At 30.6% G+C, this 24,029-nt stretch carries 21 protein-coding genes; all 21 read left to right on the forward strand.

All coding sequences use genetic code 11. The annotated features are described in order from the left end of the window. Positions 1 to 101 precede the first annotated feature (101 nt). Positions 102 to 1,148, forward strand: coding sequence for a hypothetical protein (locus tag HN587_06485; GenBank protein ID MBT7903482.1), 1,047 nt, complete (start codon positions 102 to 104; stop codon positions 1,146 to 1,148). Positions 1,149 to 1,171: 23 nt separating this feature from the next. Next, positions 1,172 to 1,654 (forward strand): hypothetical protein, encoded by a 483-nt coding sequence (locus tag HN587_06490; protein MBT7903483.1) that lies wholly within the window; start codon positions 1,172 to 1,174, stop codon positions 1,652 to 1,654. A gap of 132 nt (positions 1,655 to 1,786) precedes the next feature. After that, entirely contained in the window at positions 1,787 to 2,254 is a 468-nt protein-coding gene (locus HN587_06495) for a hypothetical protein (protein MBT7903484.1), read from the forward strand. Between the two features lie 7 nt (positions 2,255 to 2,261). Continuing rightward, positions 2,262 to 2,438 carry a hypothetical protein gene (locus HN587_06500; protein MBT7903485.1) on the forward strand — a complete coding sequence of 59 codons (177 nt, stop codon included), beginning with the start codon at positions 2,262 to 2,264 and terminating at the stop codon, positions 2,436 to 2,438. A gap of 27 nt (positions 2,439 to 2,465) precedes the next feature. Next, positions 2,466 to 3,419: a hypothetical protein gene (locus HN587_06505; GenBank protein MBT7903486.1), complete on the forward strand. Its 954-nt coding sequence runs from the start codon at positions 2,466 to 2,468 to the stop codon at positions 3,417 to 3,419. 63 nt (positions 3,420 to 3,482) lie between these two features. Next, entirely contained in the window at positions 3,483 to 4,427 is a 945-nt protein-coding gene (locus HN587_06510; protein ID MBT7903487.1) for a hypothetical protein, read from the forward strand. A 99-nt stretch (positions 4,428 to 4,526) separates the two neighbouring features. Further along, positions 4,527 to 4,742, forward strand: a complete 216-nt coding sequence (locus tag HN587_06515; GenBank protein ID MBT7903488.1) for a hypothetical protein — start codon at positions 4,527 to 4,529, stop codon at positions 4,740 to 4,742. Beyond that, positions 4,739 to 5,413: a hypothetical protein gene (locus HN587_06520; GenBank protein ID MBT7903489.1), complete on the forward strand. Its 675-nt coding sequence runs from the start codon at positions 4,739 to 4,741 to the stop codon at positions 5,411 to 5,413. The genes HN587_06515 and HN587_06520 overlap by 4 nt, the downstream gene beginning before the upstream one ends. A 141-nt stretch (positions 5,414 to 5,554) precedes the next feature. Further along, entirely contained in the window at positions 5,555 to 5,818 is a 264-nt protein-coding gene (locus tag HN587_06525) for a hypothetical protein (protein ID MBT7903490.1), read from the forward strand. A 7-nt stretch (positions 5,819 to 5,825) separates the two neighbouring features. Beyond that, positions 5,826 to 6,125, forward strand: a complete 300-nt coding sequence (locus HN587_06530; GenBank protein ID MBT7903491.1) for a hypothetical protein — start codon at positions 5,826 to 5,828, stop codon at positions 6,123 to 6,125. A gap of 38 nt (positions 6,126 to 6,163) precedes the next feature. Continuing rightward, positions 6,164 to 6,451: a hypothetical protein gene (locus HN587_06535; GenBank protein MBT7903492.1), complete on the forward strand. Its 288-nt coding sequence runs from the start codon at positions 6,164 to 6,166 to the stop codon at positions 6,449 to 6,451. Between the two features lie 52 nt (positions 6,452 to 6,503). Then, complete coding sequence (locus tag HN587_06540) at positions 6,504 to 6,779, forward strand: hypothetical protein (protein MBT7903493.1); 276 nt, start codon at positions 6,504 to 6,506, stop codon at positions 6,777 to 6,779. Between the two features lie 65 nt (positions 6,780 to 6,844). Next, on the forward strand, positions 6,845 to 7,357 hold the full coding sequence (locus HN587_06545; protein MBT7903494.1) for a hypothetical protein: 513 nt from the start codon (positions 6,845 to 6,847) through the stop codon (positions 7,355 to 7,357). A gap of 71 nt (positions 7,358 to 7,428) precedes the next feature. Further along, positions 7,429 to 8,280 (forward strand): hypothetical protein, encoded by an 852-nt coding sequence (locus HN587_06550; GenBank protein ID MBT7903495.1) that lies wholly within the window; start codon positions 7,429 to 7,431, stop codon positions 8,278 to 8,280. Positions 8,281 to 8,502: 222 nt separating this feature from the next. After that, positions 8,503 to 12,882 (forward strand): DUF3380 domain-containing protein, encoded by a 4,380-nt coding sequence (locus tag HN587_06555; protein MBT7903496.1) that lies wholly within the window; start codon positions 8,503 to 8,505, stop codon positions 12,880 to 12,882. A gap of 76 nt (positions 12,883 to 12,958) precedes the next feature. Next, on the forward strand, positions 12,959 to 13,504 hold the full coding sequence (locus tag HN587_06560) for a hypothetical protein (GenBank protein MBT7903497.1): 546 nt from the start codon (positions 12,959 to 12,961) through the stop codon (positions 13,502 to 13,504). 48 nt (positions 13,505 to 13,552) lie between these two features. Then, on the forward strand, positions 13,553 to 14,188 hold the full coding sequence (locus HN587_06565; GenBank protein MBT7903498.1) for a hypothetical protein: 636 nt from the start codon (positions 13,553 to 13,555) through the stop codon (positions 14,186 to 14,188). A gap of 48 nt (positions 14,189 to 14,236) precedes the next feature. Continuing rightward, positions 14,237 to 15,715, forward strand: a complete 1,479-nt coding sequence (locus tag HN587_06570; GenBank protein ID MBT7903499.1) for a hypothetical protein — start codon at positions 14,237 to 14,239, stop codon at positions 15,713 to 15,715. 10 nt (positions 15,716 to 15,725) lie between these two features. Continuing rightward, the gene (locus HN587_06575; protein MBT7903500.1) at positions 15,726 to 18,695 is read left to right on the forward strand and encodes a hypothetical protein; all 2,970 of its coding nucleotides are present in this window, start codon (positions 15,726 to 15,728) and stop codon (positions 18,693 to 18,695) included. A 47-nt stretch (positions 18,696 to 18,742) separates the two neighbouring features. Continuing rightward, positions 18,743 to 20,728 carry a hypothetical protein gene (locus tag HN587_06580; protein MBT7903501.1) on the forward strand — a complete coding sequence of 662 codons (1,986 nt, stop codon included), beginning with the start codon at positions 18,743 to 18,745 and terminating at the stop codon, positions 20,726 to 20,728. Between the two features lie 57 nt (positions 20,729 to 20,785). After that, positions 20,786 to 23,938, forward strand: coding sequence for a YdcF family protein (locus tag HN587_06585; protein MBT7903502.1), 3,153 nt, complete (start codon positions 20,786 to 20,788; stop codon positions 23,936 to 23,938). The last annotated feature ends 91 nt before the right edge of the window (positions 23,939 to 24,029 follow it).

The following is a 24,029-nucleotide window of genomic DNA, read 5'->3' on the forward strand; positions in this document are numbered from 1 at the left end:
TTTATTTTTTTTTGTTTTAATTTGTTTTAATTTGTTTTTATTTTTTTAAATTTTTTATTTAATTTTTGTTTAACATTATATTACTGAGTTTGAATAAAAATATGGCAAAAATCAAAAAATACAAAATAGGAAAAAAGCTTAACAAAAAAGCACAAGTCGAAACCCAATTTAATTGGATATTTATTTTAGTAGCGGGAGGAGTAATCCTTGCATTTTTTACCTATGTTGTAATAAAACAAAAAGCAAATTCAGAAATAAAATTATCAGGTAAAATTGCACAACAATTAAATACTATTCTTACAGGTGCAAAAGTTAGTAGTGGCGCTACAGAAATAATACCTATGCCCGATGTTGAAATACGATTTTCTTGTAATGATTACTATATAGGTCAAGCCTCACAACGGTTGGGGAATCGAGTTGTTTACGCGCCCAGGTTCATAACTGGAAGAAAGCTAATTACTTGGACACTAGATTGGAATCTTCCTTTTAAAATTAATACCATATTATATTTATCTAGTCCTTATACTCGTTTTGTAGTAATAGGTAATTCTAATAATGATATAGTAAAAGAACTTAATAAAACACTTCCGGATACTATAAACTTAGATTTTTATGAAACTGATTCGGATCCTAATTTAATAAACGAACAAGATGATCACACCAGATTCATATACGTAACAGAACTTTCTCCAGGACCAGTTCCGCCATCGTTTATTGGTAGTTCAGTTTCTGCACTATGGGTCTCGCCAAATCCTATTGAAAAAAATATGGTTTTTTTAGAATCATCTGGAAGTTCTTTTGTTGAAATAATTCAATTAAAATATATTAATTATCCAATATTATACGGCGCAGTATTTACTGATGATTCAAGTAGTTTCAAATGCATTACCGAACGCGCATTTTTGAACTATAATATTGTTGCACAAATTTATTATGAAAAATTTAATTCACTTTCCGAATTTTATCCTGGTAGCACTTGTGAAAAATTCTACAAAGAAAATGCTAATTTAAAATCAATAGTCACATCAACCAATAAAACAAACTATGAAGATATAGAAAGCGAATATGCAAGTATATTAACACAAGTTGCAACACTTTCCCAAACAAATCAAAAATTAGAATATAATTCATGTCCATTAATTTATTGAAAAAATCAATACCTCACTAAAAAATGAAAAATAACAAAGCACAAGTACAAATGGGCGAAACTATGGCCATATTGTTCATATTTTTTATTTTGTTAGCTGTTGGTGCGATGATTTACATGAATATGCAAAGAACAACATTTCAACGAGAAATGGCAGAACGATTTGAATTACAAGCAGTAGAACTTGCGCAAACAATATCATTTTTACCCGAAATACAATGCACTGAAAAAAATGTTGTTGAACCAGGATGTTTTGATCTCTTCAAAATAATTGCTTTAGAAAATGTGTCTAAAGATCCAAAAAATAGTGCATTTTATTCACGACAACTCGGAACATCATTAATACTTATCAAACAAATATATCCATTTTCAGCGCAATGGATTGTATTTAACAACACTCCTGAAAAATTTTCAGATTCATCAGTATTTCAAATACCAATATCAATATTTGATGCATCACAAGATGCTTCCACATTTGGAGTTTTAGAAGTAAGATCATTTAGATGATATTGAAGTTGATTATTAACTGAATTATATTTATTATCAAATTAAAAAAAAAATCGTTAAATAAAAATGTTTAAAATCAAAAAAATAGGAACTGCGAAAAATAAAAAAGCCCAAATGGAAATAATGGGCCTAATGGTAATAATTATATTAGTAATTGTTGGAATGTTATTTGCCATAAAATTCGTTTTATTAAAACCACAAGCAGAAACCAAGAAAAATTATATGACAACTCAGATGGTATCAAACTTTGCAGTTGCAATAATGCACTCCACAACACAAGATTGTAGAGGAACTGATATGTCAGAACTTATGATTGATTGTGCCAATTGGAAAGAATCCTCTGGAAGTATTGTTTGTGAAAATGGAGAAAAAAGTTGCGAGTATGTTAAAGATGTTTTTGAAACAGTAATCAATGAGACTCTTGCAGTATGGAAAATGCCCTATTACATAAAGGCAGGAACAAGTAAACTTGATCAAGAACAAATATTTATTTTTCAAAGTAGCCCTTTATGCCATGATAAAGTCCCAGGAGAATCAGAACAGTTTTTCCTTCCAACTGATCGAGGATTATTATCATTTAAAGTATTCATATGTAGGTGAGAATTAAATGTTTGAATTAATAAAAAATATTATATTTAGTGCTAATGTGTTACGACATAAAAAAGCACAAAGTGACACAAGCCCGATAGTTAAAATCGGAATCATACTTGCAATAACCCTAATTGCAATAATTGTAATTGTAATGATTATTATGAAAATAATTAAAGGAGTACTTGGATCTTAAGTTTGATTAACTGTTGTGAAAATAAGCATGAAAAAAAGAAATTCGCGAATAAAATTTTGTAATAGGCCTTGTTTAGTTATACGAAATAAAAAAGCACAAGGATTTTCAGTACTTGCAGTAATACTTATTTGTTTACTTGGAGGGTTAATGCTTATTGGGATGGCATACAAAATCTATAGTGGATCAAAAAGCATGAACAAAGATGAAACTTGCAGACTTTCAATTGTTAGTGCAACACAATTATCTAAACTAAAACAAGGCTCATATGGTTTTGTAGATTTAGTCAATAATATTGAATGTGAAAAAAAAGAATTTTATGTAGATAAAAAACATGTAATGAGAAGTGGGCGAATAAGTGATAAATTAGTAAAAGATATGGTTGCTTTAGAAATGGCTAATTGTTGGAATAAAGTGGGAAAAGGAAAACTCGATCCATTTAAAGATAGTTGGACTGTTGATGATACATTTTGTTTAGTTTGTTCAAAGATTGTTTATACAGATAGTTTTTTGAAGCAAGCAAAAAAAGAAAATTATGAATTAAAAGGTTTTCAATATCACATGGCTAAACGGAAATTGCCGGCATATAAAAAAACGGTTGCTGAATTTTTAGGAGGGAATAGTGTTAATGCAGAACAATTAGCTCAAATTAAAACAACAGAATCTGATCCTAAATTTCAATTAAGTCTTGATAACGATTATGTAGTAGTTTGGAGAACAGAAAAATATGAAGCAGGATTTTGGGAAAAAGTTGTGACTGCAGTAGTTACTGCCGCGGTAGGTGCAGTGCTTATATCAACAGGAATACTTTTTTTAGCTGCTGCTGCAGCATTAGGTGCGGGGGGGACTGCATATTTTCAAGGAGATACACAAATTCAACAACAAATATTTTTGGTTCCTGAACGCCAAATAGCTGAGGAGTTTAATTTTGGAACACCTCAAGAGCCAATCAAAAAAGATTTTTGTACAAAATTATTAAATTAATTAAATTTTATTTTGATTATTAATTTTTTTTATTTTTGTTTAATTTCATTTTTTTATTTAAATATGGTTAAAAAAAAGAGAAAACAATTTGGACAAGTTAAATTTAAAAAAGCTCAAATTAGTTTAAAACTTCTTAAATCACTCGTAATTGCGATTATGGGATTATTATTGCTTCTTGGAATAATTTTTTTAGTTAAAGGGGGATCTGAAGATATACAATATAATACCCGATGTAAATCCAGTGTTCAATCACATGCTCGAATGATTAGTTTAGATCTTGATGATCAACCAGGAAATGAAATTGATTGTCCTACAAAATATTTAACGCTTAAAGGATCAAAAGAAGCCCAACTCAAAAAAGAATTTGCAAACGAAATATTTTATTGTTGGAATAATTTTGGTGAAGGTAAATTACAATTATTTAGTGCAACGGATGATAAATTTTGTGTTGTTTGTTCAGTAATATCATTTCAAAAAAAAGATTTGCAATTAGAAAGATTTGATAAGTTTTTACAAACAAAAAAAATTCCTGTAAAAATAAGAGATCGACGTTACACCTATGCAGAATATGTTTCTGGAGGACATCAAACTAATACAGGTGTTGTTGATAATACGGGTCAACCAGATAATACCTTTTTAGACACGAGTAAAACATATGCAGTATTATTTACTTATTTTAAAGAAAGTTATTGGTCAAAATTAAAAGGAGCTTTATGGGGTGCAGGAATTGCGATGGCAGCCATAATTGTGGTGGGAGTAGTGATTGTAGCAACAGGGGGATCTGCTGCACCATTAGTTGCCCTGGTATTAACAAAAGCAGGTAGTCTTGCAACTGCAGCTATTGTAGTGTCAGGTGGTGCTGCTGGAGCTTCGGCAGTTGATGGGAATACGTTAACATCAGGTGCTGATTGGGACGCACGATTAATAATTACTGAATGGAATGCACAAGATATTGCGAAATTTAAGTGCAATTCATTAGAAGGAAAAAGTTCAGGAAAATTTAACTAATTTAATTGAATACATCAAAAACTTTAAATTGTTTTAAATAATATTTTATTTTTAATTCACACAATTAACATTTAATTAATATTTATAAAGGTGATTTATATGAATTTACTAAAAAGATTAAATAAAAAAGGAGATTTTAATATTACTCTGTTATTAATAATACTTGCAACGTTACTCGTTATTGTAATTGCTGCAGGAATAATTATTACTAATGGCTCTAAAGGTAAAGATTTAACTGATGATACATTAGTTGGAATTGGCATGGGATTGTTTATTTTTTTACCTAAATATTTAGTTATGAAATTTTTAAAATGATAAATAAAAAAGCAATGTCTCAGTTACTTATGTTATTCGGATTTTTAGTAGCAGGAGCTATGGCGCTATTATTTGTTTTTTCATTTGTGATGAAAGGAAGCTCTGCTGCATCAGCAGACCTTGATGGTTTTTTTAAAAATAAACCTTGTGCATATTCTAATTGGGATTTATTTGACTTTAGAAATGCAATAGTTAATTCTAATTCAGAGACTTGCCAGCGAGAATATGATTCAGAATTAGAAATAGGGCCTGAATATTTTGATGAATTTGCCGCTTGTTGGGAAAAAGGATATATCAAATATGTTGAAGAAACAGATTTAAATTATGTAGCATATACTCAAGCATTAACTGATATTTATTGTTCCACCCGAAGTGCGTATGGAAGAAAAATTAAAACATTAAAACTTGAGATTGAAAGACTCGAAGAATTAGACAAAAAAACAACTTATGAATTTGCTCAGTTGAATGAATATGCTAAAAAATTAGATATGTATACAAAAGCATATTTTGTGCAATCGTTTGGGAAATCAAGAAAAGAAGTTTTAGCAGTAGATGATTGTGTTGGCGCAGGTTGTGGTGATTTTTGTACTGTTATGTTGCAAAATAGTGCTACTAAAACTAAAAGAGGAATTGGTGATAATGAAGGATGTTCTTCTATGAAACGTCCGTAATTTTAGATTTGATAATGTTTAAGTAATTTCAATAAAAAAAATCATTAAAACATACGAAACCTTTAAATAAAAACAATTTATAATTATTACCATATATTAATATCATATTTAAAATAAAAAATGAGTAAATGAGGTGAGTTGATGGATATATTAAATAAAAAAAGAGGACAAGGACTTTCTATGACTGTAATTGTTGTTGCGGCCTTAGCTTTACTAGTATTAGTAATTCTTGCAGTAATATTTATTGGACGAATGGGATCTACTGCAGACTCAGTTGATGAGTGTAAAGGACAGTGTGTTGATTCAGAAGATATTTGTAGAGAAGATTTTGGAAAATATGCAAAACCAACATCAGATCCGTGTACAGGAGATGACGAAGGACAAGTTTGTTGCATGATTGTTTGAGTTTAAAATGAAATCTTTTTTTTCTTCTTCAAAAAAAGCTCAAGGATTGAGTCTTAACTTAATAATTGTGGCAGTTCTTGGACTTATCGTTCTTGTAATCATAATACTTGCAATTACAGGAAAATTTGGTTCGTTTAACAAAGGACTTGCAGATTGTAGTTCTAAAGGTGGAATTTGTAGAGACTATAATGATAAGTCTCCAATTGAATCATGTTTAGACACTGAATCCAAATCCTTGAGTTCAACTAATTGTCAAAACGTTGAAGAAGGTAAAACAAAACAAGTTTGTTGCATTGCAATGGAATAATTTTATTTTTAAAATTTTATTATGATTAAGGTGATTATTTGATTACACGAAAAAAAGCAAATATGTCAATAGCATTAGTAATTGCACTCGTTTTAGCGTTAGTTTTTGTAGTTATTGTATTATTTATTGCAAAAAAAGGACGAGGGGGAGTATCTGATTTAGGTAAATGTTCAACATCAGCTCCTAACGCGCAATGTTTAGGTCCGAGTCAAACAAGTTGTCCTGTTGGAACAATTAAAAAAGTAACTCCTTGTAATGATTATTCAGGCAATACTGATAAAAAATATGATGGTATTTGTTGTGCGCCTGAAGTTTCGTTCGGGTAGCCGAGCCATATTTTTTAATAATTAATTTTTAATTTAAAATTTAGGTGATAAAATGCAATCAAAAAAAGCTCAAGGACTAAGTCTAAATATGATAATTGTCGCAGTAATAGTACTAATTGTTCTCGTCGTATTAGTTATGGTATTTACAGGAAAAATTCAATTTTTCAATAAAGGTGTAGGTACACAATCAGATGAATTTACTAGTGGAAAAAAATGCGAAATGCTTGGAACATTAAATAAGTGTGTTGATGATCCTTCTGATTGTTCTGGTGGTGTTGCTCGAAAAGGAGAATGGGATTGTGGCAGTACTTATTGTTGCATGAGTTAATTATTATTTTATTATTATATTTTTATTATTGAAAATTTATTTAAAATTATGAGTTAACTAAAAAAATGATTAAAACTAAAAAAGCAATGTCTGGAGCGTTACTTGGGTTATTAGCAGCATTAATTCTTATGGGGCTAGCATTATTAATTTATTTTAGTATTGGAAATAAAACTGGAAATGTTGCAGGCGAAATAGGAAATATTGCTAATTCGATGACATTAAAACGTTGCGCATGTTTATTTGATCCTCCAATATGTCCTTCTGGATCGCAAAAAACCTTAAATTATCCTGGTTGCTTACCTGATAAATTAAGTGCAAAATCAAATAAAACTTTTACTGTTATGGAAGGAGGCTTTTTTGGTGTTGGTGGTAGCAAAAGTGAACCTTATAATCTTGATTGTAGTAAAATTGAATCTGCATCAGATTATATAAAAACGTCTGCAGCATATAAAAAACATTATGAACAAGTAAAAAAAGATGATGGTTTGAAATCAAACGGACTTTCATATGGTAGTTTATGTTTGGGTAGTTTTAAAGATCATTATGCAGAACGAGATAATTTTGATTATGAAAGTTAATTGTTTATTTTTTAATACATATTTAATTTAAGTTTTGATGAAAAATCTGTTTCTTAAAACAAAACAAAAAAATGCAAAAAACAATTTTTGGAAAAAAGCTTAAAAAAGCTCAAGTTGAAATGGGAATAAAACCATTAATTGGTCTTATACTTGCAGCGCTAATTATTGTTGGAACAATTGGACTATTTACTGGACTTTTAAAAATTTTTACTAAAGATGCTGATGCTGGAAGTTCTGCAACACTTAAAAAATTTCATAGGTCGATGGAAGCTTTGGCAAATCCCAGTCATGAATATACTTCGTGTGGGTTTATGAATTATTATGTTGAAGCAGATTTCGCAATATTGGGATTTAATTCAGAAGGAGTAGTTTCTAATACTGAAGATGACTTATTCAATGGGATTGAAGAGTATTGTGGTGCTGCGGAAGATGATAATGACAAACCGTTAGGAAAATGCGGGAGTAAAGCTTGTCTTTGTCTTTGTGATGGAGGAGTTGGAGATATATCTGGAGATGATTGTGACTCAGGAACTTGTTTAAAATTATCCGCATCAATTAGTTATTTCAATTTTTATCCTGGACAAACTCCTGATAAAAAAACTGATTTAGTAGTTTATGGTGAATATTGCGGGGGCACTGATAAAAATGTTCAAGAAGCAATGTTTATTGAAAAAGTTAAAAGAGGTTCTTTTGTACCTGGTGGTTCTACAAAAGGCAATGAATATTATTTAATTGTAAAAGAAATGACCAATGATAAACTTAAAGCAATGTCAAAACCAAAAGGATATATCGAATGTGATAAACTTGTTGATCAACTTGCAAACCCTGAGCAAGACGCAAAAGAAACAACCGTTACTACTTCTACTACCACAACAATTAATTCTGAACCAGGTGGAGTTCGTAATGACGTAATAAACAAATAATAATTAAGATTATTATTTATTTTTATTAATTAATTTTTGATTTATATTTAATTTATTTATGTTTATTTTTAACAATATATTTTATCGCTTATAATAATTATTTTATTTATAATAAAATATTTAAATACTATAACATATTATGATAATTCTGGGTGACTTTATTTGAAAAAAAGGGGTAATCGAAATATTTATAGATTTCACACTAATAAAAAAGGAAATATTATGCATGAAATGTATTTCTTTATTTTCCAAGTATTTCTAATAGGAGTAGTAACTATCGCCCTTTTTCAATACGTAAATTCAGTTGCAACCGATATGAGTTTTGAAAAAAAATATGCAGCACTTGATGCAGGACTATTAATGTCAGTTGTGCAAACTGCTCCAGGATTTACCTTTCATAAATTTCAAGCACCCCATTTTGAAGAAATAAATAAAGATGCCAAAGTACAAATGTATTTTCGAGATTCAGTAGTCGTCGTACACGAACTTGAAGAAATACAAGAATTTAAAGGAAAATTTATTCAAGACAGAAGTCTTATGAATTATTTAAAAAATGCATTATTTAATTTTGAAGAACCAATTTTTTACAAAGCAGGAAACAAAGTATTTGTAAGTGATAATTCTAATCAAAATCTTCATCAACAATTATGTTCAAACACAAACACAACATTTCCTGAATGGCGTGATGAAAAAACAATTCTTTTAAAAAAATTAGGAAAAGTTCCTGAAGCAAAAGCAATAGTTTCTGCAGTAATTGATCCTTCTCAAATGCCTTCCACTCTGCCTGGCGCCCCACAACAAATTGCAACAGATAATGAAATAGATCAATTCCTAGCACAAGAAGCCCAAAAATTAGGAGTTGAGTTTGTTTTTTTTAAAGCACTAACCATAGTTGAAGCAGGAGGTAAGTTTTTCTCAAGTGATGGTCGAATAGTAATTCGAATGGAGCCACATGTTTTTAATTCAAGACATTTAGGACCTGAGTTTAAAAAAGTTAAACGAGATGATGCAGGAAGTTGGGGAACTAGTACAATTAATGGGCGAATGATAGGTGGAGTTAGTTGTCAGGGGGGACAAGAAAATGAATACAAATGTTTTGAAAAAGCAATAACTATCAATGAAAAAGCAGCATACTTGTCAATTAGTATGGGTGCACCACAAATTATGGGGTTTAATCATAAAACTGCAGGTTATTCTTCTCCTCAAGAAATGTTTAAAGACTTTCAAGCATCGGGACTTAATCAAGTTAAAGGATTTATTAAATTTGTAGAAAATTATAGAACTTTACTAAAGTCTGCACAATCAAAAAACTTCGCATCATTTGGGCAAACATATAATGGTGATACTACTGGAAAATATGCAGCAAAACTTGAAAAAATATATAATCAACAAAAAATAAAATATAGTGGAGGATCAGCAGTTGCAACAAGTACGGGCGGCGCTAATTCTGTAAGTTCAGGTACTGTTCCAACAAGTGCATTAACAACCTCAATTGTGAATTCTATTTCCACATCTTTTTCTAGTTTTGGAGGAATTACCGGAATGGCAACGGGAGACACTGAAGAATCTGGTAAAGAAGGAAACGGGGGGAAAAAATTAGAAGATCTTGATCCTAAAGATTATGTATCTCACACAAGTGAAGATGCTGATAATGGCGAACTTGAGTCAGATTATAGTCATGTAGAATTAACAGAAGAAGATATTGGAGAATCTAGTTTGGTTGGAATGTCATTTGTTGATTTGAATGGACTGCCAATTGATTGCACTAAAGGATTATATGCAGAACAAACAATCGATACAACTCTTAAAGAAAAAATAGAAGCAAAAGCATTTGGATCAAAGAAAACACTCAAACAAGAAATAATTGAATCAGCAACAACAAAAGGATTTCATCCTGCAATGCTTGCAACATTTGCACAACTTGAAACAAATCTTGGAAAAGAAGATACTTGTCAAAAAACATATCAAAAAAGTATGATTACAAAATGTGGTGCAACTTCCCAAAATATTTGTTCAGATGGAACTAACACTGATCGAGCACAACTTGATTGTACAATGAATGAAACTGATTTTGCGTATAGAACTGCGATTTCTGGACAAGATTTATTTGGAACTCCAAAATATACAAAATGCGATTATTTCTTTAAAGATTTAGATCCATTAAAAATTTGGAGTTGTATTTTTTGCTCTATGAAAGATAATAAACTTGCAAAAGAAGCAATAGGCAATTGTCAAAATGAAGACTTACCTCCTGAACAATGCACTGTTAATTGTGAATATTCCTCGAAGGTTTTATCAGAATATTGTTCTTGGTCAAATTATTTTGGGCCTGAATTTAAACTTAATTCTGAAGCACAAGAAGAACAAATTAAAACAAGTACTTTAATTACTGAAGAAGATATAGAAAAAACTCAAGAAGTAACCACTTATTTTGATAAAATAATAAAATTATTAACTGATGATTTAAACGCGCGTTATTCTATTAACGAACAAAAACCATCAATACAAATTGGTATTGGAGGACCAGGAGATGGGGAAGTAGATAAAGCACTTAAAATATTTATTTCTGCTGAATCAAAAGATATAGATTCTAATCGAAAACTTGCTTGTTTAATTATTAATGAACTTATGACTCCTGAAAGTGAAGTTGAATTCACACAAATAATTCCTGTGGCAACAGCTAAGTTGGGTGCGAATAATCCATTAAAATTTTTAGATTATGCGAGGGACGTTGATTCAAATTCTGCAGGCGACCAAATCGACAAATCAAAACTTGTCGGATCAGAATCAAAGGTTGCCGTATTTATTGATTTAGGACGATTTGCACCCTCCGAAGTTCAACCACAACAAATAGCATATGCAATTGATAATGCAGTAAGTAGATACTATGGAACAAAGCCCAAATATCAAGTGGATGGTTTTACAATCAAAGCAAAATATGGATTGCAAGATCAAATTAAATCATCACCTAGTTCTTGTCAACAAGCAAGTTCAAAAAAATTATTTTTACAATATCCTGCTCACCCAGATTACCCAGAGGGAAGGCAAGGAGAACTTGGCATGGTGTGGTTACCCAAACAAACACTATGTGGAGGATCCTTCCCTCTAATTATTATGCTTCACGGATGGAGAAATTCTGAGAAACCAAATGCAAATTTGTATTTAGGTGAAGATAGTACGCATGCATTTGATTTACTTGCGGAAGTTATGATTAATGCAGGCAAGATTCAACCAGTAATAATCGCAGCTCCAATGGATGATCCAAAAAATGAACAAGAAATGAACAAACCTTATTGGAAACAAGATGAATATGATGTTACAACACACGTTGAAAAAATAAATGAAGTACTTGCGTCAGATAAAATAACAATAAGTAGTGTTAGTGTGCTTGGTCATGGAAGTGCAATATGTGGTGGAGGAGTTAGACGAGCTGTTGAAAATATTCAAAACATAGATTTAAGTTCGAGCGCAGGAGCAGGACCAACAAAAGCAGCATTATATTTAGTTGGATTATTTGATGGTGGGTGTAATCAATTAAATTATGCTCAGTTTGTAACCGAATCAATAAGTTCTGATAAAACAATTGTATCTCAGTTTCATAATGGACTTACAACTGGAGATGATAGTAGCGCAGATACATTAAAAGGAGAAACATCAGACAATTATTTAACACAAACAATTTATTCACAAAATTATCAAGAAGCATATAAAAATAAACTTAAACCTTGGTATACTTACAAACTCAAGTTAAAAGATCAAGATATTTCTCACACTAAAGTTCCTGAAATTGGTTTTGCAGAATTACTTCTTGCGCATTTTAGTTTAGGTCAATCAGTTGTAACTCCAAAATCAACGCAAACTGCAAGTATTTCACCTAGTCAAGGAACTCCAGGAACTGGAGGGGTGGATTATTCAAAAACAGAACTTCCCAAATTTAGTTCTTATAGTGAGTTCAAAAAACACTTCGCAAGTTTATCAACAGAACAAAAAATTGGGTTGTGGGGTTTTGGAAAGGCTAGAAAAGAAACAAGATATATAGTATTTCATGATGGGGGAGGTTATGCATTAAAAACTCTAATTTGGGATTGGGCTGCAAGATCACAAAAATTAGATTATTTGCCTGAATGTCAAAGCAAACCTGAACTTTCAATTTGTCAGTCTAGACGAGTATCTTCACATTATCATATTGGATGTGATGGAACACTAACTGCTTTAATTCCAGATCACATAACTGCATTTCATGCAGGATGCAATCCATCAAATCCTAGTTGTTATTTTAAAAGTGTAAATTCAAAATCTATAGGAATTGATTTTAGAAATTGTAAGAAATCAGGAGGAAGCCCATATACTGCAGAACAACATGCAGCAGGAAAACAATTGATGCAAACATTAAGTACTAAATATAATTTACCGTTAGATGATGATCATGTAGTTGCACACTTTGAAGTTGGGATGCATGGAGATCCATCCAAAGGATTTAATTGGGCTGCAGTAGGACTCACAGATCATAGAACTAATGGTTATTGTTGTAGACATCCAACTGAGCAAAATTGTGCAAGGTATGTTTCAAAAGCAGGAGGAAGTAGTTGGTCTTGCGCGTAAAAAAATAAATGCAATTTGATAAATAAACCTGATTTGATAGTGAAAAAATATGAAGTTAAATTTTCAAACAAAAATCTTGAAGAACAAGAACGCATTAATTACATTTAACATACTTGCAATGATTCCTAGAATAATTTTTTTAATTCTTGCGATGATTGCAATAGTAATACTTGTAAGATTATTTGTCGTAGGTCAATTAGATATAGATCCTGTAATTGCAGATGTATTTGAACATTCATTATTGTATTCTCCAGGAGGGATTTCATTTCATGATCCATTAACTGGAAGAATATATCCTGGAGTAATTGATGGAACTCAATTTGGAATAAACAAACTCGATCTTAATAAATCACTTAGTTTAGGCAATAATCGATTAATTGCTGCAAGAATAAATTTAGAAACTTTTGCGCTTGAAGGAAAACCAATTGTTGTAGGATATCCTATATTATTTTATAATGAAGATTGGTACTATAACTGGAAACCATTGGCTGATTTGAATAGTAATTTGAAAGGTCTTGGAAAAGCAGATTATCACGTTAGAACTTTACCTGTTGTAGTTAGAACAGTTCTTGGGCCATATCAAGGGAAATTAACAATAAGAATGATTATTCCTAGAGGCTAAGAGTGCAATATTATTTTTTTGATATATTATTTTTTTAAGAGGAATTTTATGAGTTGGAAAAAATCAGTTAATAAGAATAGAAAAAAAATATTGAAAAATAAAAAAGGATTCATAGCAAGCGCTATAGTTGATTTATACGCATATATCGTATTTGTGTTAGTTGTTTTAGTCTTTTATTTTATTTTCAAATGGAGTGCAGATGCTGACATTGTAAAATATGAAGCTTATACTTTGAATAATCAAGGCAATTATTTGGTTTCAGTATATTTGAAATTGCCTGTTGATGTAGTATCTCAAGATACTCAATTAACAATGGGTGAATTAATGCTTCTTGCAGAGGGAGATTCTGATAAATATAAACCTGAATTAATATCGCAAACAAATATTTTTTTACAAAAATTTGCAAATAAAGATAGGTGTTATATCTTTTTTATTGAAACTGCGAATTGGAAACATTTAGATTATCCCACTAAGTGTAATCAATTTTTTTATGCGTATGGGTCAAACCCGAGTGAATTGAATAATCGAATAATAAGATTTTTAGATACAAAAAAGTTTCCACACGAACAATATCAAACACTAATTCCTTCATTAAATTATGAGGGTGATGCAATAGATGTACGATTTTATTATATTTCAGAAAGCGTATATGATTTTTATGGATTTAAAGATTTAGTAAATTGAATTAAATGAATTAATTGTTTTAAAAAAATAAAATAATTGTGTTAAAGAATGAACAAATCAATTTTAAATAAGTTTTTTAAAAATAAGTTTTTAAGAAATAAACGAGGGATGTTGTTTAACATACTTTTAGTAATAGTTACAGTAGTTATTCTTAGCAATGCTTTTGTTCAATTAACACACAAAAAAGAATTTAGAGACTATAATATTGGCGAACAACAAATGAAACAAATTCAAAAAATTCAAGCAGGAGAAAAGGCAGCATTATGTATTGACTTAGCATCAATTGTTGGAGTAAATCAAGCATTGTTTAAATTACAAGAAAAAGGTGGAACTAGTGGTGACTGCGGAGAATATTATGGATTTAATTTATGGCATGATAAAAAAGGAAAAGATTGTAGTCCAACAGATAAAGGTGTTAAGGAAGGAATGAAAAAACATTTCAAAGAAGTTTTTGAAAAATATTATTATTTTTGTCCAGGAGATTTTGTAAGGCAATTTGTAACAACTACTGAAATAAATGATATTAACTCACAAGCAACAGCATTAGGTGCGGGCACGCCTACAAGTCAAACTGCATCTGCTAATACTGTGCAACAACCATTAAGTCTTAGTGGCGGACTAAGATTTTCAGTAATATCTGATGTTCATTTGCCAGGTGGAAAAAAATCTTTGGATGCAGCATTTAATTCAATGAAAAACTTAAATCCCAAACCCAATCTGGTTTGGATAACTGGAGATTTAACAAACTGTAATAATCATCCATCTAGTGGAGATAAAGACTTTGCATCAATTAAAGAATCAATGCAAATATTAGAATCTCAAGGGATACCTGTTTTTGTAGTTCCTGGAAATCATGATTTACATGAAAAATCCGGAAAATGCAGGCAACTTTATACTCAAACTTTTGCACAATTCCCAACACAATTATCTGTTCAAAACCAAGATATTTCAAAACAGCCTTTTTATTATTCATTTGATTTCCAAAATTCACATTTTATAGGGTTAAACATTGCTTCAAATAGTTTTTCAGAAGAACAAGCACAATGGGTTACAAGTGATATGCAAAAAGCAAAAACTCGAGGCGCACAACATGTTTTTGTATTTTTTCATGTACCTCCTGCAAATCCAATAAATCAAAATAGTGGTTTTTCAAAAGCAGGAAGAAAAGGTGTTGTGTATAAAGGCAGTTCAAAAAACTTTATGCAAATATTTTCAAAATTCAATGCAGTGATATTTGTTGGACATTTACACGTAAATTATTTAACAAAATATAAAGGAGTAAATATTGTTTATTCAGGAACTTCTTCAAATGATAGAGGAAATAATATTATTAATGTTAAAGGAAGAAGACCACCCAAATCATTTTATGTAGTTGATGTTTTAAATGATCAAACATCATTTAGTATTCCGAGTGGAAATAATTTTGATACTCCATTTGATACTACTAAACATTGGTTGCCATTACCTGAAAGAACAGATTATGCTTTTGAAAAATTTGATTATGGGAGTGCGCCACTAGTTGGCTGAATAGTTTAAAATGAATAAAAAACAAAATGTTAAAAAATTGAAATCAATTTTTTTAGTTTTAACTTTAATTACTTTGTTAAGTTTAAGTTCTAGTTTTGTTTTTTCAGAAGAGGTTGCAGGAATTGATTTATGTTCTACTGCCAAAATTGCATTACTTGGAGATTCAATAACAAATTCAGCAGGGACTGCAGGGTGGGGTAATGAACTTAGAAAATTATGCAATAATAATCCAATAAATTATGCTCACGGTGGAAAATTAACTATTTGGATGTTACAAAGATTAAAAGGAGAAAAGGATGACTCAAGCCCATATATTTCTGGAAAAATACTTGGTCAAGGTTATCAATACTTGATAGTAAAAGGAGGCACTAATGATATATCTTCGTCAAGATCTTTTGAACATATCACAAATAATCTAGCTCAAATTTATTCGATTGCAAAGCAAGATGGAATAAAAGTAATCGCTGGAACTATTTCACCATATAATAAAGAACAAAATCCTGAACGAAATGAATTAGTAAAACAAGTTAATAGTTGGATCAAACAACAACACTCAGAAGGAAAAATTGATGGAGTAATTGATTTTTATCAATTTCTTGTAGGAACAGAACCATGTATGAATTCACAATATGCATCATCCTGTAATAATGTTCATCCTAATACTGCAGGATATAAAGCCATGGCTGAGAAAGTTAAATCAGAATTATTTGGGTCTGGATCTGATGGTTCAATTAGTGCCACGCAAACTACGTCCATAAATTTAGGTGAGGGAGTAAAAATACTTCATATTGGAGATAGTCATAGTGCACAAACCTATGGAAAAGAACTTGCAGCTCAATTAAGAAGTGGTGGTGCTACGGTTAGACATTATGGGCAATGTGGATCAAGACCTTCTTGGTGGTTAGAAAAAGATTCTACTAAAAATGCAAATTCAGGAGTTTCTGGGCATGCAACAACTTGTGGTTCATTATTTATTTTAGAAGATGGCAAAAAAAATCTTGTAAAAACAAGAGCCACCCCATTATTACCTAATTTAATGTCAGAGTTTAAACCAGATTATGTTGCAGTATCACTAGGTGCAAACTTACACGGATTTGTAAATAAAAAATCAGGAGATGAATGGTTTGTTACAAAAGCATCAAGACTAATGGCAGAACAAATAGTTGCAGCAGGTTCTAAATGTATTTGGATAGGAGTTCCACAAGGACCTAATAAAGTTCATTTAGAAAATTTGTATGAACGGATTAAAGCAGGAGTTGGGGATAAATGCACATTTATTGATTCTCGACCACACTCTAATTTTGATTTTTGTGGAAATGGGAAATCTTGTTGTTGTAGTGCGAATGTTCATTTTGATGCTCACGGCGCTGCAGGAAAAAATGCAGGTGCAAAATGGGCTCGTGCAATATACGCAGAAATAAAAAAATCAGGAGTTTCAATGCCAACTCAAGTTGCAACTCAATCTTTAGTTCCAACTCAAGTAGTTCAAAAAGGGCCGCCTCCAAAACCTGCATATTACAATTTTCAATTTTTTCCAATGGGATCTAAAACAACAGTTATTGGTCTTGCAAAAAGTCATTGGGGTCCGACACTTGTAAAACAAGATTTAGCAAAAGACTGGGCAGATCTTTTTGGTGGGACTATTTTAGAAAGTAGTGCTGAAAATGCTTTAAGCATAAAATCTGATGTTTCACAAGATTTGAATATGAATTTTAATCTTGTTGATGGAATATCTGTTAATACACCTGATTATGGTCAAATGACTTTAAATCCAACACAACAATGTCCGTCAGATATTTGTGAATGGGACCCAATGGAAAAAGGATTTAGTCGAGATAATATAGATGGACTTGTAATTCATTGTACTGTTGGAGGATCAGCAAAATCAACTGCAAATACTTTCAAAAAAAGAATGGCAGATCGTCTTAAAGAAAAGCCAGGTAAAAGATATAGTGGAGGAACACAATATGTTTTTGGACGTGATGGAAAATATATTCAACAAGTAAAAGAAGAAATGGGTCTTTATCATACTAGTGATTCTAAACGAGATAAAACAAATATTGGAATTGAAGTTGCAAATTCTGAAAGTTTATGTAAACAAGTTTGTACTGGGGGTGTATGTAAACCTGACGCTTGTCAAAAACCAAATGTTCCAACAGGCATTCCAGAATACAATTATTGGAAAAGTAAATCAACTAAATATTTAGAAACATATAGTGAAACTCAACTCAAAGCATTAGTAAAATTAAGTGCTGAAATTTTCTTAAGACAAAATTTGAAAATTGATGGACTCATAAGACATCTCGATGTTACTATGAGTGGAAAAGGAACACATACTGATCCGGGACCTCATTTCCCTTGGGACAAATTCAAAAAAAATGTTTTAGCTGCAGTAAATGAATATAAAAAACAAGCAGGAAATGGTGCAGTTTCTGAAGGGGCAAGTAGTGGTAGTTTAACAAGTGCTCAAACAGGAGGAATTATTCCTGCAAATCCTGAAGGAAATCATGATCCTGTGCCTCAAGTTTATACAAAATATAAACAATTAGAATCCGTTTATGGAACTACTGAATCAGGGATTAAATCTCAGTTAGTTAGTATTGATTTTATGGGGCGAAAAGTTCCTGTTCATAAAAACGCAAAAAAAGCATTTGAATATGTACTCGCAGATATTAAACAATGTCCTGAAGCACAAAGTTATCCTTACTGGAGCACTGTTTGGACACACAATTATCGTTGTGTACTTCATAAAGGAACTCCTCCAAATTGTGACATTGGACTAAGTGCTCACAGTTTTGGAACTGCAATTGATATAAATCCTAAAGGTAATCCCTATTCCAAAACAAAATTAGTTTATGATATTCCTCCTTGCGTTATTGGTGCATTTAAACGATATGGTTTTAGATGGGGGGGAGATTGGAAAACTGCAAAAGATGCAATGCATTTTGAGTTTATGGGAAATCCTGCAAGTTTGGCTTGATTTTAAAATTATTATTTATTAGAATTCCAAATGAATTAAAACAAAAAATGAATCAAAACAAAACATGTAAAAAATTGAAAGCGATGTTTGTATTTTTAATTGTATTAGGTTTATTTATTCAATTGATTAGTTTATCTGTTGCAGAAGAAATTAGTGAATCTGATTTGAATAATTTTAGTGCTGATTTAATTAATTATCCTGATGATATACTTGACATAGATTATGATTTAGGAGAAAAAATTATTTATTTTACAATAGAATCAAATTCAGGAAAAATTAATATTGGAGATTTATTTATTTTTAATAAAGACTATACTCTTCCTGATTATTCTGAAGATTTAGAATTAAAATATTTAGTTGAATTCTATGATTTTTATGGAACTCTTTTATCTTCTGAAGAAACATCTGAAATTTATGTTGGTGTTATGAATCCTGCAACAGAAAAAATTGTAATAAAAAAAGATCAAATAATAGTTTATGAACATAGTTTTGACGTAAACATTCAAAAATTAAACTCGATTTCAAATAATCTCGAAAAATATATTTTTATTGAATCAGTATTAACTGATGATGATGTAAAATTTAACAAAGCATATGTTATTGAAGATAATTCGTTTTATTCAGGACTTTTTTTGAAACATTCAGGACCTCTCGATTATGAAAAAGTATACTTAGTATTATCTTCTTCAGATAATCCTTCAGTATTTGAATTGGAATATGATTATTTAGCATTTCAATATGATGTTGAGGATATCCAAACATTAGATCCTGAACTCAAACCTGATGATTCATTTTTACCTTTACTCAATTCAGAAAAAAAGAAAAAACTTATTAAAATTGAAATGGACGCTAAAGACGATTATGAACTATTATTATTTAATTCGTTAACAAAATTATTACAAATTTATCAACCTAATTTATGGGGGTTTGATGAACTAATGTATCAGAGATCTATTGATTTTTGTGATGGTGATGGGATTTGCGAGCCTTGCTTTAGTGATGATTGTTTAGTTTCTGAAACTTTCGCATCTTGCGGGGATTGTAGTTCTGGAAGTTTAGATAATTATTGCGATTTAAGATCTGATGGGGTTTGTGATCCTGATTGCGAAGGCTATGATTTAGATTGTGGATTTTGTGAAAAAGATCGGGGCTGTTTATTATCTTCTAAATCATTTGAAGAAATAAGTTGTGACACTATTGGTGGATTTAATTGTTTAACTGATATGAGTTGTTATGACGGATTAGTTGTTGACACACTCGATTCGGGAATTTGTTGCGTTGGTGGTTTTTGTCAAGCAGACTATTATGGTGCTTTATATGATTTTGAATCGGAACCTGAGTTTGATATTGAATATGATGAAAAGGGAGTTGTTCAAATATTTAAACCAACAATTGTTGACTTGGATAATTCTCAATTAGCTAACTCTTTGTCACCATTACCTTTTGAACAAAATATTAATTTATTATCTGCAGAAGCTGCAGAACAAAAAATAATGGAAGATTTTAGTACTATTGATTTTGAAATTTCAAAAACTGGAGAAGCAGTACCTAAAGAAATAGTTGAGTTAGAAGAAAGCGAAAAAGAATTTGAAAAATCAATGCAACAAGATTTTGAACAAACAAGTCAAGAAATAAATTCACCACTAAAACCATATTCATTTTTGTTTATATTTATTTTAATTATAGTTGTTATTTTAATTGTGTTTGCGTTTATTGTATCTTTTGTTAGAAATTCAAAAAAACAAATACCTCTAACTAAAGAGTATAATTCTAAACAATTTGCGCAACCAACCACTCAAGTAAATCAAAGATCAACTCAACAATTTGCGCAACCAACTAATAAGTTATCTGCACAAAATCAACCTGCCTACTATGATTTACAAAAAATAATAACTGACATGGTGAAAAGAAGATATAATTATTCTCAAATAAAACAAATATTAATTAAAAAAGGATACTTATCTTCAAATGTAGATTCAGAAATAAGAAAACACTATTCCAATTTTACTCAAAAATATGGTGTGAGAAAATAAAAATTGAAAACTATGGTTTATGCAAATAATAAAAGTAAAAACAAGAATAAGTTTAGAATGAATTTATTAGTTTTAACTATCTTGTTTATATTTTTAGTATCATTAGTTTCTGTTCAAGCAATAACTTATGCACAACATTCGCCAAAATGGAAACCTGAATGGAATGATTACATTGCCGAAGGAATTGACACAAAAGCACCCAAGTTACTTGATGAAACTTTTTTACCGCCAGATGCTTTTGAAATATGTCCTGGATTAAAAGGATCGAGCACAGATCAAAAAAAAGCATTTTGGGCATTATTTTTCGCATCATTTGCTAAATTTGAATCAGGATTTAATCCTGGAACTACATTTGACGAAAAAGCACTATCTCAAAAATACGGAAAAGAAATAATTAGTGAAGGCCTCTTGCAATTAAGTTATGGTGATGGAAAAAATCATCCTCCTTGTGAAATAAGTAAAGCAAAACAAAATGTTCAAGATCCAAAAGTAAATCTTCAATGTGGCACAGTAATTATGAAAAATCAAATAATTAAAAAAGGAGTTTTATTTCCTGATGGTAAACATTATTATTGGTCAGTTCTAACAAAAAATAGGGCTAATGGTGTTGAAACATACAAAAAAGTTCAAGATTATTTTTTAAAATATGCCCCTCAATTAGGTTTTTGTGGGGAGGGGGATGTAAGTTCTGCTAGTTCTCAATCAAGTTGTCAACTAACAACCAATGCACAACCAAATGAATTTAAAAATATGTTAATTTTAGGAAATGTTGAAGAGTCAGTTCGAGTTAAACGAATTAATGGCGCATATGAATTAATGCAAAAAGGCAATTATGAAAATATTATAGTTTCTGGAGGGTGTGGTGCACATAAATCTGCAAAAGACAATTGTGAATCAGTACACATGGCGAAATTATTAGAACAAAAAGGAGTTTCTTCCGATAAGATATATCAAGAAGGAAAATCTGGAAGCACAAATTCTAATTATAAAAATTCCATAAAATTAACTAAACCTGATGGTTCTTTAGTTTTTAAACCAGGAGAAAAAACAGTTGTTGTCTCAAATCATCCGCATGCAAAATCAGTTGCATATTGTTTAAGATATGTTAATAAAATTGATGCATATTATTATATTGTGGGTGAATCATCTGTTCCTATGATAGTTCCAGAGGATTCTAAAGTAAATTATGCAGGAATGGTTACTAGTTGTATGCTTTCAAAAAAAGAAGTCGAATGTGCTTCTGCAGTAGAAGGTTCAGGCGTTGTTTCACAAACTCCTCCTTCAAGTATATCACAATCAGGAGTATTTGTTCCACAAATATCCTACTTACCAACATTTTCTAGTACTTTTCGTAAAACTGATTATTCATTTAATCCTTCATTTAGACTTGATGTCGCTTACGATTTTGAAATATATAATAAAATAGTTGAGCAAGTAAAAGAATTGAAGCGATGTAAGGGAGACGTTGATTGCGTTGAAGAAGAATTAAAACAAAGATCAAATAATTTGTGGATGGGAAAAATATTTTCAGATGTTCAAAAAGCAACTGGTGGAGACGAACTTTTTTCATTTTGGATGGGAAAACACGCAGGGCGAATAGTAAATGAAGAAACTAAAACTCTTGAAAATTCTATAGGAATTGATGTTGGAGAAGTTCCTGAATGGAATTTATATTGTGAAAATCCTGCAGAAGATGCAGTAAGTTCAATTGCAGAATTTATTGATGATTGTGCACGAGTAAAAGATACAAATTGTTATTGTGAATTTGAAACCCCTGAACGATTTGTTAATTTATTTATTGATTTTGATGTTAGACTTAATTCTAATCCTAGTTCAAAAAATGTTGTTATAAGTTTACCTGAACCTCTCGAAGTCGATCAAAGTATTTACTCAGGAGAATATGGTTTGTTTGGGAGTAGTTTATTTGGAGATAAGTATAAATTTAATTCAAAATCATTTGAAGTTTCTGATGCGCTACTTTATACTGTTCGAGATAATAGTCTTATGACTGATGCGTTAGATTTTGTAACTATGCAAGATACGCCCGAAGGAAAATTTTTAGTTGGTAATTTTGATTTTGAGCTTGATGAATACAGTTCAATATATTTAACAAAAAATTCTTCTGAAATTGATATGGGACTTTATTTTGATGTTCCTGATTCTAGCATGAAACAATGTGATATGGAACAAACACCAATGAGATTTTTTAAATTCTGTGTTAAATCATTTTCTACATTTTACGCATTTGATCCGCAAAAGAAAAAATTAGAAGAAAAAGACGTTGTAATAAAATTTGCAGAAATATTTAGGACATCACTTCCTGAAGTACAAAATTTTAAAGCAATGAGTTTATACGGATTTGAAGGTGGAACCTGGGTTATGTGGGATGAAATTACTGAAGGGGACATGGATTCATATCAGATTTTTGTTTTGGATCCGTCCAAATCAGGAAAGATAAGTAAAATATCTCCTGAAGAAGCACTAGTAAAACAATTTAGTGGAGACTTAGGAGATGTCAAATTAGAAAAAATAGATGTTAGTAGTTCTGAAGAGATACAATCAATTGATTTAACTCGATTTATATGTTCCGATGCAACTGACACTTGTACCATTTCTTACGAAGGAGAATCCGAACAGGGATCTGCAATTGAATTATTACCTGAACAATTATACTATGTTAAACAAGGACATTATTATCTTTATTTTATTCCGGAACTTGAAATTGGAAAAAATTATTGGATGGGAATATATGGGGTTGATGTTGATGATTATAAATCTCCTGCAATTACTGGAATAACTGCCAAATCTGAAGATAAATTACCTCCTGCAATTGTAAATTTAGAAGTTGAGGAAGTCACATTTAAAGAAGAAGAAGCGGGAACTGTAAGATTCTTTGTAACTGAAATTCCTTCATATAATTTAGATGGGACTGAACTGAACTTTACTGAAATATCTCGAATTGATTTATTTTGTGCAAATACTGCAACACCTCAAATTGGTTCTAATTTAGCTGAACAAAAAATAGTAAGTTTGGGTGCACTACCCTTCCCAGTTTTAGAAGTTACACATCCATTCTCCGCATTAAAAACTTGTCCAAAAGATTTAGATCAAACATCTCATTTTTTTGCAATTGCTGTTGATAAATCAGGAAATTCATTTAAAGGAGAATTTCCAACAGATTATACTTATCCTCTCTTCTTTAGTGAATGATTTTAATTGAAAATTAATTTTAATTAGTTTTAATTATTTTTGAATTGATTCTACAGTTTAATTATTCTTATAATATTGTTTTCATTTCTTT

The organism is Candidatus Woesearchaeota archaeon (assembly GCA_018675335.1).
Classification (GTDB): domain Archaea; phylum Nanobdellota; class Nanobdellia; order Woesearchaeales; family UBA11576; genus JABJCP01.